Genomic DNA, 14,290 nt, shown 5'->3' with positions numbered 1-14,290 from the left:
CATCCGTCGATGCTGATGCGGGCGGCGAGTGTGGGGATTCCGGTGGCGACTCTACTCGCCGTCGAGCTAGGAACCATTGGAGGATCAGTGACGAAGATCGGCTTACCGACACGCGAACAACTTATCGGCAAGGCCGTCGATGCCGCCGCCGTCTTACACAAGCACGCGGCCTGGGCGGAGGAGCACCGCCGACTACACGACGAGGTCATTGAGGCGATGGCAGATGCGGGCGTGTTCAGACTGCGTCGCCCGAAGCGATACGGCGGCTACGAGGCTGACACCCGGACACTGGTCGACGTCGCCGCGCAGCTGAGCCGTGGCGACGGTTCAGCTGCGTGGGTCGCGACGGTCTACTGGATTCCGGGCTGGATGGCCTGCCTGTTCCCCGACGATGTCCAGGACGAGGTGTTCAGCCACCCGGACACGCGAGTGTGTGGCACGTTGAGCCCGAGTGCGATGGCCGCACCGGCTCCCGGTGGCGTCGTGGTCAACGGCAAGTGGCAGTTCATCAGCGGCGCACACCACAGCCACTGGCAGGAAATCATCGCGATCCTCGCGCCCGACGGTGCCGAGCCCTACCCGATCGTGGCACTGGTCCCGATGTCAGACCTGCTCATCGTCGATGACTGGAAAACCTCCGGGCTACGCGGAACGGGCAGCGTAACGACCGTGGCACGCAACGTCTTCATCCCGCAGGAGCGGATCCTGCCGCTCGGAACCGTGCTGGCCGGAGAGCCGGCGTCAGCCACGTCGCCAGCCTACCGAGTTCCGCTGCTGCCGGTGGCAAGTGCCTCGTCCGTCGGGGCGGTGGTCGGTATGGGCCACGCGGCCCGAGCGGAGTTTCTCAAGCGCCTTCCGGGTCGGAAGGTGACCTACACCGACTACGACAGTCAGGCCGCGGCCCCGCTGACCCACCTGCAGGTCGCCGAGGCAACGCACAAACTCGACGAGGCTGACTTTCACGCACACCGGCTCGCGGCTCAGGTAGACACCAAGGCAACTGAGGGCTCCGCGTGGGAGGTTGACGAGCGCGCACGCGCCCGCGCCGACCTGGGCGCCGCCGTGCGTCTGACCAGAGAAGCGGTCGACGTCCTTGCGACGGCCAGCGGTGGGTCATCCATCTACGAAGACGTACCGATCCAACGCATTGCCCGCGACGTACAGGCGGTATCGCTGCACGCCCTGATGCATCCCCACACCAATGCCGAGCTCTACGGCCGCGTTCTGTGCGGCTTGGAACCCAACACGCAGTATATCTAGGAAGGACAATCACCATGACGACCGCTGGACCGCTCGCTGCTCCGTCGAGCTCCGACCAGGTGGGAATCGCCTCGCTCACCCAGAAGGTCATGGCTGCATGGGCCTACCACGACGCTGACAGCTTCGCTGACCTGTTCGTCGAGGACGGCACGATGATCCTCCCAGGGATCTACCGCAACGGCCGAGAGGAAATCCGCCAGTACCTCGCCGAGGCCTACCAGGGCCGCTACAAGGGCACGCAGGTTACCGGCAAGCCGATGAGCATGCGCTCACTCGGTTCAGATGCGGCGATCCTACTGTCGTACGGCGGTGTCCTCGAATCCGGAGAGAGTGAGGTGTCGAGCAAGGGTGCCGTCCGCGCGTCCTGGTTGGTGGTCAAGCGCGATGGCGAGTGGCGGCTCGCGGCGTACCAGAACACGCCGGCGAACGCCGCGTGACGCCGGCTGCACCGAACCGCGATCTGAAGGAGGTATCGCATGGCCGCACCGGTAGGTGATCGTGCCCTCGTGCTCGGCGGAAGCATGGCCGGGCTACTCGCCGCGCGGGTGCTCTCCGAGTACTACGCGGAGGTGGTCGTGGTCGACCGCGATGAGATGGTCGGTGTGACCGCGCCCCGACGCGGCGTGCCGCAAGGCAGGCATGTACATGGGTTGCTCGCCCGCGGCCAGGCGATCCTTGAGGAGCTGTTTCCTGGTTTTACCGCGCGCGCCGCGGCATCCGGGGCCCACACAGGTGACCTCGGCGAGCTCCGCTGGTACTTCGGTGGCCGGCAGGCTCGCAAGGCCCGCACCGGCCTGCGGTACATCTCGGCCACTCGGCCGGTACTGGAGAGCTACGTTCGTGAGCGGGTCCTGGAACTGCCCAACATCCGGCTCGAGCAGCGCTGCGACATTCTTGGCCTACTCAGCACGGGCGACGGTGGCCGGATACTCGGTGCGCGCGTGGGCCGGGCGGGCGACAACACCGCCGAATCAATCGAGGCCGACCTCGTTATAGACGCCACCGGCCGTGGCTCGCGAACCCCGGCCTGGTTGGCGGAGCTCGGCTACGAGCGCCCACCAGAGCAGCGGATACACATCGATCTCACATACACCACTCGCTACTACCGCAGCCCGCCCGAGGACTTCGTCCGCGGCGACAAGTCAATCAACCCAGTTGCCTCGCCAGCGTTCCCACGCGGAGCGTTCTTCTCCGCGATGGAGCATGGTCGTTGGGTGCTCTCCCTCACCGGGGTCCTCGGTGACCGGCCCCCGACCGATCCAGACGGGTTTCTCGAGTACGTGCGGTCACTACCGGTGCCCGGCATCTACGAGGCGGTCCGCGAGGCGGAGCCCCTCGATGACCCGGTGGCATTCCGCTACCCGGCCAGCGTCCGGGTCCGGTACGAGCAACTCAGCCGCTTTCCCGCTGGCCTCCTTGTCCTGGGCGATGCTGCCTGCAGCTTCAACCCCGTCTACGGTCAGGGGATGACGGTCGCCGCAATCGAGGCGTTGGTTCTCCGTGATCAGCTACGAACGGGGGTGCCGGAGCCGCTACGCTTCGCACGGGACCTCGCCAATGTCATCGACGTGCCCTGGGACATCTCGGCCGGTGGTGACCTGGCGTTCGCCGAGGTGCCCGGCGAGCGCCCGGCAAAGGTCCGGATCGGTAACGCATATATGAGCAGGGCCCAGGCGGCGGCGACCCGAGATCCAAAGGTGCTGACTGGACTCATGCGCGTGTTGGGCCTGGTCGACTCGCCACAGTCGATGATGCGACCGACGATGCTGCTCCGGGTACTCCGGTAGGCACGCCCGCCACGAGGTGGCCGCACCGCCTACCTCCACACCCCGGGTCGGTGCGGCCTCGCCTCCGTCGGCAGCTCACGGCGTCGCCATGCTCCATTGCGGGGCGCCGTAGCTGCTGCTGTCCTGTGCACCGCACCCACCGCTTCCCTCCCGTCCGGCACCGCCTTGCAGGCGTACTCACCGGACTGACAGTGCCGGTGGCACACCGCAGTGGCGGTCTACCCGACAAGCGCAAAAGCTGCGCACATGTGTCAGCCCGTTGAAGCCACATCACCTGCGGCTTCAACGGGCGATCGTCGCGATGGCTGAGGGCTAACCGGCTACTGCGGCCCGCCGGTGCACCCCGAGCCGCACCGGCAGCGCACGGTGACCGTTCATGATGAATGTTGGCAGTGGTTGCAGTTCCCCCTTCGGCACGGCGAGCGCCAGGTCCGGGAACCGCTCAAAGAGCGTCGAGAGACCGACGGTAGCAACCATCCGAGCTATGCCGGCGCCGAGACAGTAGTGCGGCCCACGACCGAAGGAGATGTGCTCCTTGTCCGGACGAGTGACATCGAACTGCCCTGCGGTCTCCCCGTGTAGGGCGGGGTCCCGGCCGGCAGCGGCGTAGTTGACGAGGATCGGATCCCCCTTCGGGATAGTCACTCCCTCGAGCTCGATGTCGGTTACGGCGTAACGTAACGGCAGGCTTCCCAGGGGGCATTCGACCCGCAGCGTCTCCTCGATCACCTCGGCCCAACTGATCTGGCCAGAGCGGACCATCGCCAGCTGGTCTGGATGGCTCAGCAGCGCCGTTACCGCATTGTCGATAAAATTGATCGTGGTCTCCGAGCCGGCGCCCAGGATCGCGAAAATGGTGTCCGTCAATTCGGTGTCGGTGAGCTTGGCACCGTTCTCGTCATCGCGCGCGGCGATAAGATCACTGGCAATGTCCTCACCGGGATTGCGGCGCTTCTCGGCGATAAGCTCCGCCATCGCCCCCCGCCAACCGGCGAGGGTCTCCTGCGCCTGCGCCGGGGTGACCGTGGTGTCGACCATCATGTCCATGGCCTTCGCGGTCTGCTGACGGTGCTCTTCTGACATGCCAATGAGGTCGGCTACGGTGAGCGCCGGCAACGGGTAGCAGAAGCGCTCCCGCAGGTCTACGACCTCATCCCCGCCCGCGGTCAGGTCGTCCAGTAGCTGGTTGACCAACGCGACGACCCGTGGACGCATCATCTCCACCCGATGCGGAGTAAATGCTTTGGCAGACAGCTTGCGGAGCTGGAGCAGGTGAGCGCCGTACGCCGTGACCATGTTGTCCATCGCGACCCAGCTGATCAGCTCCCAGTCCATCGGGATCTCGCCGTTGATGAACGCTGGCCAGTGGGCACGGGCATTCTTGGTAACGTTCGGGTCCAGCAGCACCTTCTTGATTGCAGAGTGGCCGGTAACCGCCCACGCGAGTACACCGCCAGGCAGCTTGACCTTGACCGCGGCACCGCGCTGCCGCAGCCGGTCGGACTCACCGTGTATATCGCGACCGGCGGTGTCGAGGACAGGGCATGTCTCGTGCATTGCGAGCTCCTCTCTCCGGGTATCAGTCGGCGGCATGCGATCAGCCACCGCCAAAGTGCTCTTTTGCCAGCTCACGGTTGGCAATCGTGGACAGGAAAACTCCGAGCCCGGCATGACTGTGCACGGTTGACATATCACGCCAGACTCGTTCCATGCGTTCCCCAGCGAGCGCTGCGCTCGACCCGGCACTCGGGAACAGGTGCTCCGCCACGGCTCGCCAGCTCAGCCGAAACGCCTCTCGCCCGATGCCGGCGAGACGCAGTTCCTGCTCGCGGGTGACGGCTGCAGCGCCACGGGCACTCAACTCACGCCAATGCCGCATCGCACCAAGTACAGCCGTTTCGGCGGTGGCCACCATGCCCACCGCCATGCCGTAGTGCTGTTGATAGTCCGGATCCGCGGTACGAATGACCGGCGTGCCGAAGATCGTGGTTCGGCTCCGCATCAGGTCTTCGTACGCATCGACGGCACCGGCCGCCATGCCCACACCGAGCAGCCCGATCTCGAGCAGCATGAAGCTGAGCGGGCCGCCGCCGTACTCCGGATTGTCGTGCAGGCCGCGGCCCGGCGTACCATGACTGACGTCGAACTGGCTGAAGTGACCGTGGAGCACATGCTCCGCGGGTACGTACGCGTCGCGCACCGTAATACTGTGTGACCCGCTGCCACGCAGGCCGAGCTGCGCGCCCCAGTCATCTTCCTGGTGCCACTGCGACCGGGGGAGGACGAACAGCGACGGCGATGGCGGGGAACCATTCCCCTCGTCAACAAGCGCGTGGCCCATGAAGTGGGTGGCATACGGCACGCCGGAGCAGTATCGGAAGTTACCCGTAACGATCCAGCCGTCTCCGGATCGGCGGGCAACGCCGCTGGGTGCGACGGTCATGGGGCAGATGAAGTGCCCGTCGCCGAAGAGTTCTGCCTGGACTGGCCCCTCGAACAGGGTGGCGACCGCCAGCGCATGCGCAGCGCCAAAGACATACATCCAGCCCGTTGACGGACAGCCACGCGCCAGCGCCATGCCGACCTGCGCGAAGGTTTCGACGCCGAGTTCGAGCCCGCCGTAACGGCGGGGAACCAGGATCTTGTAGAAGCCCGCCTCGACAAATCTCTCGTGCACGTCCTCCCCGTAGTACGTGCGCTGTTCCGTTTCGCCCTGGCGGGCGACGAGATACGCCGTCATGGCCTCGGCACGGGCCACCACCGCGCTCGCGCCCGGTGCCAGGCCGACCCCTACCAATGCCGATTCCCGAGAGCCACTGTCACGGTCATTGATCGCCATCGCCTCATTCCTCTCCGGTGAGCGGCTCACATCGGCGGCAGTGGAGCGTCGGGGGCCGCGCAGGCGGCACGCAGCACGGCCTGGAAGCCGGCGACGATGTCGGCGATAGTGTCGTCGTCGAAGGTGACGCGGTTGTACTTGAGGCTTCCGACGATTTCCCCAGCAGGGGTGATGTCCAGCGCCCACAGGGCACCGTCGGGGATGGCCGAACTGACGTCCTGGGACACTCGCCGATCGCGCAACGGCGTGACCACGGCCGCGCCCAGGCGGACCGTCCGGCCGGTTGGGGGATATTGCAGGACCTCGAAGGCGGCGACAGCCACGGTCGAATCCGTGAAGGTCTCGGTGATTTTCGGGACGAGCTGCGCGACCTCGGCGAAGGAGAGTTCGTTGGCGTACGCCTCGACACAGGTGCGGCGAGTCCGCCGCAGCACGTCATTGAAGGTCCGGCAGCCGTTGAGGTCGGTGCGTAGCGGCACCATGTTGAAGATCGGGCCCACCGTGGCCCCGAAACGGTCGTTCTGTCGGCCCGCCGCGAAGGTGGGTGTCACCAGATCACAGCGGCCCAGACGCTGCCAGAGATAGGTGTGATACGCCGCTAGCAGCACCATGAACGGAGAGCTGCGCATGGCACGCGCGTGTGCCGTCACCCCACTCGACAGCTCGGGGTCGAGAACGAAACGCTGCACCGCATAGGCGTCAGGATGGCCGGGGCGGAGCGGACGGTCGGTGGGCAGCCCGGTCACGGTGGCATCGGCCAGTGCCTGCCGCCAGTAGCCACGCGCCCGTTCGTTACCAGAAGTCGCTTCCGAGGTGGATTCCCACGCCGCGAACTCCCGATACTGCGTCGCTGGAGGCAGTGGCTCCGCCGCGGTGTACGCGGCGGACACGTCACGCATCAGTACCTCCATCGACCAGGCATCGGTTGCGGTGTGATGCGTCGCGAGCACGAGCACCGCCTCCCCCGGATCGAATCGACCGAGCACCGCGCGTAGGTGCGGAAGTTCTCGCACCGGAAACGGCTCCGCGTCCACCTCGTTGAGCAGTTGCTCGGCCCGGGCCGGCCGGTCGGCGAGGGCGATGCCCGAAAGGTCGCGCAGCACGAGGCGGACCGGCTGTGCCGGGTGAATCACCTGGCGGTGGCCGCCATCGTCGGCCACCAGCAGGGTACGCAGTATCTCGTGTCGCGCCACGACGGCGTCGAGCGCGGCACGCAGTGCGACTGTGTCGACTTCCCCCCTGATCCACCACGCACCGGCCAGGGTATGCCGCTCGCCGAAGGCACCGTCAGTGTCGCCACGGTCGAATCCGAGGAGGAACTCCTGATTGGCCGACAGCCCGGCCGTAACCACCGGCCCCTTGGTCCTGCCGTAGGCGTCGATGTAGCGCTGGCACCGTAGTTTGCTTGCCGGCCCGTACATCCGGTCCCATCCCGGGGGTGGGGAAAGAGCGGAAGGCCAGAGCGAGTGTTGGGCAGCCTCGTTCGTGAGGACAACAAAGGTGGCGTCGGGCACCTCGAAGGGATCAATCATGACGCACCGCCCCGGATCGCAGAAATAGCATTGTCCGAACCTTCCGGCTCCGCGGTGCCGAGCCCGTCGATGACCGCGTCGAGTTCGGCGACGGTTGGTGCGTCAAACAGGTCACCTACCGAGACGTCGACCGTCAACGCCGCTCGAATCCGACCAACCAGTTTGATGGCGCTCAGTGATTGGCCATTGAGGTCGAAAAAGCTGTGTTCAATGCCAACGGTGTCAACCTCCAGGACCTCAGCGAACAGCTCGCACAGGATTCGTTGCCGGTCAGTGCGGGGAGCCCTGTATGGTGGACCGGATGGCTCAGGCTCGGGCAACGCGGTGCGATCGAGCTTGCCGTTTTTGGTAAGCGGTAGCGCGTCAAGGACGACGAGAGCTGTCGGGATCATGTATTCCGGTAGTGATCGCGCAACCTGCACGCGGACGGCGTTGAGATCCAGGTCGGGTGGACCGACGAGGTAGGCGACCAGCCGCTTCTCCCCCGCCGGGCCCGCTCGGGCCGAGACGGCGGCATCGGCGACTCCGACGCAGCGGGTCAACGCGGCCTCGATCTCCCGTGGTTCGACCCGGAAGCCGCGGATCTTTATCTGCTCACCGATACGGAAGACGAACTCGTACTGCCCGTCGGGCTTGCGATACATGACGTCCCCGGTCCGATACATCTGCGTTCCGGTGCCGAACGGGTCCGCGACAAAGCGATCCGCGGTCAGGTCCGGCCGTCCGATGTACCCCTGGGCCAGCCGCGGTCCGGCGAGATAGAGCTCACCTTCCTGACCTGGTGGAACTGGTGTGAGCCGCTCGTCGAGCAGGTAGGCATGCACGTCCCGTAGCGGCACGCCGACCGGGACGGGTGTGCCGACCTCGTCCGGTACGGTGACGGCTGCGCTCAGGACGAACGACGAAGTTTCCGTCGCACCGTACATCGCGCGCACCACCAGGCCCTGATTCGCCTCAAGCACGGCACGAACCGCGGCCGGGGAAATGACATCGCCACCGGTCAACACCTCACGAACGGTGGACAGCACGGTGGGATCCTCGTGCGCAAGAACGCGGAAGAGTCCGGCCGTCACGTGCAGCGCAGAAATACTGTACTGCTCGATCCATAGACGTAGGGAGGGCAGGTCAAAGGTTGTTGTCGGTGCCACGACCACGTGGCCGCCGCGTAGCAACGGCACCCACAGCTCGTACGCGGCCACGCCGAAACCAAATGGTGCGACGGAAAGGATCGTGTCGTGCCGACCCGAGTCCCACAGCGAGTCCTCGGCCAAGCTGACTACCGCGCGGTGTGGCACCGCGACGCCCTTCGGCCTCCCGGTCGATCCCGACGTGTACATGATGTAGGCCGTTTCGTCTGGGCCAACCGTGGACGCCAACCGCGATGGTGCCGCCTCACTGGCGATGCTGGCGCCATCGACGACGAGTACCTGCTCGGTGCTGGGCAGCACCTTCCCCCGAGATGTCGCCTGGTCGGTGACCAGGACCCGCGCCCGGCACTCCTCGACGATGAAGCCGAGCCGCTCGGTCGGATAGCCATCGTGCAAGGGGACGTAGCACGCGCCGGCGCGCAGCACTCCGAGTAGGACGATCGCCACGTCAGCGGTCCGCCCGGTCAGCACCGCCACCGTGTCGCCCGAACGTACTCCAAGGAGACGGAGCCGACCGGCGAACTGCTCCGCAGCCACATCGAGCTCACGGTACGACAACGTGGTTCCGCCACCGGTGATCGCAGGTCCGTCGGGGAAGCGCCGCACTACCGCAGCGAAACGTTCCTGGATCGACGACGACGGCTCCATCGCGAGGCTCCTTTCGGTACGGCTGCGCGGGGTAGACACGGTGCTGCACGTGAGCGCCTCGTGGTCTCCGCACCACTACGCCGTGGGGCACTCCGCCCGAATCAGTCTCAGCAGAAGACAGGAGGTGGTCTTCCTCCACGTTGCCGAAAGTACTGGTGCGTCTGCCACGGGTTGGCACACTCGGAGTCGACGGTCAGCGGCGTTGGGGGGCACGATCACGACGTGAGCCGGGCAAGGGGCACCAGGCGACAAAGAGTCGACATGCCCAAGAGTCCTGGACCCGGCTGTCCGCGGCTCTCCGGCCGGCACCATCACGCCGCCCGCCGGGAACCGGCGTACTGCGAGCACCCCACCATGGTGTGACTACCTACTCCCGGAGGCCAGATCACGGAAGACATCGGAACCGGCAGGCGCTGGCGCCGTTCGCCTCCCGGGGGGCGACATTCGTTAGCTAACGAAGGGTCGGGGCAGCCGGATCACCTATCTCCGTAGCGCATTCTCGAAGACGCCGAGATCATATTCAACAGACACAATTGATGCGCTGGGAAGATCCATACTGATCGTGACGCCGAATACCCGGCGGCAGAGCGGCTCTTTCGGCGGTACCTGTCCCATGGCCCTTCAGAAGGGGAACGCGCATGACCAATTTCGGCGTAGACCACCCGGCCGCAGCGCTACTGCGTTCGTTCGAGAACGCACCGGCGCACCGGGTCGAGGCGGCCTATCAGCAGCTGGTCGCCGCGCTGTGGCAAGGTGGACAGGCAACTGACTCGGCGATCGATGCCGTTCCGCTACTACTGTCGGCGATGCAGCACGGCGAGGAGCGCCAGAAGGGCGACCTCGTCATTCTGCTCGGCCTACTCGTGGAGACAGAGTATCCGCGGACAGATGGTCCAGTCGGCACCGCAATTCACCCCCACCTTGACCACCTACTTGATCTCTGGCGGGATGCTGAGCACGAAAAGGGCTTGTGGCAGGCGCTGCTGTACCTGATGTCACACTTCCCGACCGAGCGTTCCCGGATCCTCGCCACTGCCCGTGCGGTGGGAGCCGGCGCCGATGATCTGTCCCGGCTGGACCGATCGCTGCGTGCCTTCGATCCCGCTGACCCGGCCCCGACAGTAGGCCGAGTCTTCCCCCACCCCACGGCGTGGAACATGGATGAGGCGGAACTCGAGTTCGACCGGGCCTGGGTCAGGTCATTGGCTCCCGCACAGGTCGCCGACCAGTGGCACAACGACACACAGACGATCTTTGGGTTCACCGGGGCCAAGGCCTACTGGGCGCTTCGCAACGGGCAGCCGGTACCGGCTGTTCCGGACTCACTCGCGCCTCGGCATCCGCAACCGAAAGACGCAGATGTGGAGCTGTGGCAACGGCACGCGGCTGCCTACCGCTGCCCGCTGTGTTCCAGTGGGCTCACTTTCGAGGCCGACGAGGCGACGTGTACGTCCTGCTCCGCCCGGTTCCCGATCAGGCGGGGCATGATCGACCTCACCGGGGCTGGCCAGCAGGCGGGTGCGGGCCGCGACGAGGGACTACTGTTCCAGCTCTCCAAGATCTCCACGATGGGTCACTTCGTGGAGGCACACGCCCGACCCCACTTCAAGCGGCTGTGTGGTTTCGCCTGGGACGGCCCGGTCAGCTCCGCGGTAGAGGAGAAGTACATAGCTGACCTCGTCCGACCGGTCGAGGGCCCGGTACTCGATGTCGCCGCCGGCCCTGGAGGCTGGACCATCGCGCTCGCCGAGGCCGTCGGCGCCGAACGGGTGATCGCCCTGGATCTCATGCCGGTGATGCTCGCTGCGTTGCGCGACCGACTGCCGTCAGTACCGGCCGTGGTGGCCAGCGCCGCCACGTTGCCGTTCGGCACCGGCACACTCGGCGCCGCCATGTGCTGGAACGGCCCCCACGCCTTCTTCGATGACACTGAGGCCGCGATTAGGGAGATCGGCCGGTGCGTGCGCCCGGGCGGTACGTTCACGACGTACACCTTCCGGGATGCCACCGATCCGATCTACCGGCACTTCGTGCACTCACACCACTTTCCTCAGCATGAGCACGGGTTGCGCATGTACGACATTGGCACCTTCACACGTTGGCTGAACCAGGCGGGTTTCACCGTCCGGGAACAGTTCGAAATCGGGCTTGCGGTGTTCATCACTGCCGAGAAAACACACTGAATAGGCCCCTGAAAGGGGTTGGTTCGTCATGCTCACTGTCCGGTTGGTCCAGCAAGGAGCCTGGGACATGCCGGTCGACTCGATGCCACTCGCGGTCGGATATCTAAAGGCGGTGGTCGACGAGACACCGTCTTTTGCTGGCGAGGCTACTGCAGAGATTTGCAACTTCCGGGGTGGCCAGCGAATGCAGGAGATGACCAAGGCACTGTTCTCCGGCGGAATTCCCGACGTCCTGGCCTTCTCGGTGCTGGGTTGGAACTACCGCAACTTCGGTGTTCTGTCTGAAACGTTCAAACAGGTCAACCCGAACGGTCTGGTGGTATTTGGGGGAAACCACGTCGCCTATCAAGCCGAGCGGGTCTTCCGGGAGCTTCCGTGGGTCGATGTCGTCGTCAACGGCGAGGGAGAGCACACCTTTGGCGAGCTGCTGACCTACCTGCTGGAGCGGCCGGACGGATCGAATGTCTTCGACCCGACGCACGTGGCCGGTCTGTCGTTCCGGCGGGCGGACGGTACTCTGCACAGCACACCTGATCGTGACCGCATCGCACACCTGGACGTAATCCCGTCGCCGCTGCTCAGCGGCGCGATCCCCATGACGGATGCCAGCGGACAATTTCGCTATGACGTGGCACTCCTTGAAACCAACCGAGGCTGTCCGTACAAGTGCGCATTCTGCTATTGGGGCGGTGCGGTCGGACAAAAGATGCGATCATTCTCCATCGACCGCCTCACCGCCGAGCTGGACGTCTTCGGCTACTACAAAGCTCCCTCGCTGGTGCTGTGCGACTCCAACTTCGGGCTGTTAGCGGCCGACGAGGAGTTCGTTGAGGCATTGATCAAAACCAAGGAAAAGTACGGCTACCCAGGAGATTTGATCACGAGCTGGGCCAAAAACAAGTCGCAACGCTTCTACAATATCGTGCGCGAGTTGAAGAAGCATGACATGCACAGCCTCTTCACGTTGGCACTGCAGACCCTCGACGACGCCGCGTTGACTGACATGCTACGCAAGAACATGAAGGTCAACCAGTGGGAAAGCCTGGTCGAATGGCTCGCCGAGGAAGGGCTTGAATGCTATGGCGAGCTCATCTGGGGGGCGCCCGGCGAGACAGTCGAATCGTTCCTCGAGGGTTACGACCGACTGGCACGGAAGGTTTCCCGAATTGCGGTGTATCCCATGCTAATTCTACCCAACACCGCCTACGCACAGAACCGGGAGCTGCATGGTTTAGTCACGATCCGGGGCGAAACCGATGACTTCGAATATGTCTTGGCGAACCGCTCCTCCACATTACAAGAGAATCTACAGATGCAACGGTTCGTCTTCTGGGCTCGCGTACTCGGCGAGCAACAGTATCTGCGCCACGCCTGGCGCCCGTTACTCGACCTGGCAAACATGAGCCAATCAACAGTTATCACGAGTTTTAAAACATTCTTCGAGGCCTCGACTGATCCGGCCGCCGTGACACTGTGTGATCGCATCCCGGTGCTGGCCGAATCACCAGCGATCGCGGAGGCATTGCGCAGCCTACACAGCAGCCCCGAGTTGCAGGCATTGGTGCACCAGTGGTGGACGCACGAGATCGTCCCAGTCGTCCCGCCGCAGTGGCAGCCCTTCATCACCTCTGTCTTTGAGTATGAACGCTGGTCGCGGCAGGTATATGTGGTGCCCGACGGTGATCTTCCCGACGGTTGGCACGAGGTGGACCTGGACGGCACGCCGTCCTATCAAAGCACACCGGTCACCTTCGAGTTCGACGTTCCAGCCGCACTAGCGAACTGGCCCCAGACCTGCACTTCTGGCCCGAAGCAGGAACCGGTTTCCTACGTCTTCCGTGCCCGGCCGGGCTACTACAAGAATCTCGACAACCACGAATCCGCTGCGACCTACCTCGCGACATCGCACCGGCTGTAGCGGGACGTCGCCCACCCCGGCCTCCCGGGTGGGCGACGCCGCCGTCGCTCGGGCCGCTCAGGAGCCGACCGGCCGGTCCGCGACGATGACGACATAACGTACATCGATAGATGTCATCATCATGTCGAGAATGTCACCCGCTGCCTGGCCGCGCTCGGCGACCAGCGCGTCGTAGTGCTGGCGCGCTGCCTCGGCAATCCGCTCATTCGTCTTGCGGGTGTGCGGCGTGAAGTCCGACAACTCGACGAGCCGCAGGCCCGCCTCGTTGATCATTGTGCGGTACTCGTCAAAGGTGGGAACCTGCACGAGCGCCATGCTCTCCAACATCGCGTCGTGTTCCTCCTGGGTGTCCTGGGCCGGACCTTCCGGCATAGCTAGATCAGCGACGAGGACTCGCCCGCCGGGCCGGACGACCCGGGCCATTTCTGCGATCATCCGCGACCGGTCCATGTGAATACCAGCCTCAATCTCCCATGCCGCGTCGAAAGACCCATCGTGAAACGGCAGGTTCAGACCGTCGCCCAGTTGGAACGTCGCACGACCAGCGAGGCCAAGCTCAACCGCCCGTCGGTTAGCCGCTACCACCTGCGGTTCGGCGATGGTAACCCCAACAACCTCGGCACCGGTCGCCTCTGCCAGACGTAGCGCGGGCTCACCGATACCACAGCCAACGTCCAGCACCCGCTCACCGGGCCCCACCCGCAACTTCGCCCCAAGCACATCGTTAAGCCGCTGTACGGCGTCGGCGTTGGAAGCCTCGCTGTCCGACGAGTCCCAATATCCGACATGCCAATTTCGGCCCCAAATGGTGGTCAGGATCAGATCCGCGACATCGTAGAATCGCTCGACACCCGCAATCGTGGGCACATCCTCCGTTGTCATCCTGCCTCCCAGTGATCGTCGGCACAGCAGGCTCATGATGCCAGGCACATTGGGTGTGGGCCTACTCCGAAGATGCGCGGTCGCGGCGGCACG

10 protein-coding genes are annotated in these 14,290 nt (G+C 65.0%); 5 read left to right on the top strand and 5 right to left on the bottom strand.

Features of this window, described 5'->3' with window-relative positions; genetic code table 11:
- The first annotated feature begins 87 nt into the window (after positions 1-87).
- Genes SALPAC6_RS0122050 through SALPAC6_RS0122040 form a run of 3 tightly spaced genes read left to right on the top strand, consistent with a single transcriptional unit; the run spans position 88 to position 3,047 of the window.
- On the top strand, positions 88-1,260 hold the full coding sequence (locus SALPAC6_RS0122050) for an acyl-CoA dehydrogenase family protein (RefSeq protein ID WP_018255490.1): 1,173 nt from the start codon (positions 88-90) through the stop codon (positions 1,258-1,260).
- A 14-nt stretch (positions 1,261-1,274) separates the two neighbouring features.
- Positions 1,275-1,697: an SgcJ/EcaC family oxidoreductase gene (locus SALPAC6_RS0122045; protein WP_018255489.1), complete on the top strand. Its 423-nt coding sequence runs from the start codon at positions 1,275-1,277 to the stop codon at positions 1,695-1,697.
- 39 nt (positions 1,698-1,736) lie between these two features.
- Positions 1,737-3,047 carry an FAD-dependent oxidoreductase gene (locus SALPAC6_RS0122040; RefSeq protein WP_018255488.1) on the top strand — a complete coding sequence of 437 codons (1,311 nt, stop codon included), beginning with the start codon at positions 1,737-1,739 and terminating at the stop codon, positions 3,045-3,047.
- 312 nt (positions 3,048-3,359) lie between these two features.
- Here SALPAC6_RS0122040 and SALPAC6_RS0122035 read toward each other — a convergent pair whose 3' ends face one another.
- Genes SALPAC6_RS0122035 through SALPAC6_RS0122020 form a run of 4 tightly spaced genes read right to left on the bottom strand, consistent with a single transcriptional unit; the run spans position 3,360 to position 9,214 of the window.
- Positions 3,360-4,604 carry a cytochrome P450 family protein gene (locus SALPAC6_RS0122035; RefSeq protein ID WP_018255487.1) on the bottom strand — a complete coding sequence of 415 codons (1,245 nt, stop codon included), beginning with the start codon at positions 4,602-4,604 and terminating at the stop codon, positions 3,360-3,362.
- 40 nt (positions 4,605-4,644) lie between these two features.
- Complete coding sequence (locus SALPAC6_RS0122030; RefSeq protein WP_018255486.1) at positions 4,645-5,886, bottom strand: acyl-CoA dehydrogenase family protein; 1,242 nt, start codon at positions 5,884-5,886, stop codon at positions 4,645-4,647.
- Between the two features lie 26 nt (positions 5,887-5,912).
- Complete coding sequence (locus SALPAC6_RS0122025; RefSeq protein ID WP_080636116.1) at positions 5,913-7,418, bottom strand: condensation domain-containing protein; 1,506 nt, start codon at positions 7,416-7,418, stop codon at positions 5,913-5,915.
- Entirely contained in the window at positions 7,415-9,214 is a 1,800-nt protein-coding gene (locus SALPAC6_RS0122020) for a non-ribosomal peptide synthetase (RefSeq protein WP_018255484.1), read from the bottom strand. Before SALPAC6_RS0122020 ends, SALPAC6_RS0122025 begins: the two co-directional genes overlap by 4 nt.
- Before the next feature lie 638 nt (positions 9,215-9,852).
- On the opposite strand from SALPAC6_RS0122020, the gene SALPAC6_RS0122015 reads away from it, so the two are divergent.
- Positions 9,853-11,397: a class I SAM-dependent methyltransferase gene (locus SALPAC6_RS0122015; protein ID WP_018255483.1), complete on the top strand. Its 1,545-nt coding sequence runs from the start codon at positions 9,853-9,855 to the stop codon at positions 11,395-11,397.
- 28 nt (positions 11,398-11,425) lie between these two features.
- Entirely contained in the window at positions 11,426-13,315 is a 1,890-nt protein-coding gene (locus SALPAC6_RS0122010; RefSeq protein WP_026189966.1) for a KedN5 family methylcobalamin-dependent radical SAM C-methyltransferase, read from the top strand.
- Positions 13,316-13,372: 57 nt separating this feature from the next.
- Here SALPAC6_RS0122010 and SALPAC6_RS0122005 read toward each other — a convergent pair whose 3' ends face one another.
- Entirely contained in the window at positions 13,373-14,233 is an 861-nt protein-coding gene (locus tag SALPAC6_RS0122005) for a methyltransferase domain-containing protein (RefSeq protein WP_080636115.1), read from the bottom strand.
- Positions 14,234-14,290 lie beyond the last annotated feature (57 nt).

It is taken from the genome of Salinispora mooreana (assembly GCF_000379065.1).
GTDB lineage: Bacteria > Actinomycetota > Actinomycetes > Mycobacteriales > Micromonosporaceae > Micromonospora > Micromonospora mooreana.
This window is presented reverse-complemented; position numbering and strand designations above follow the sequence as displayed.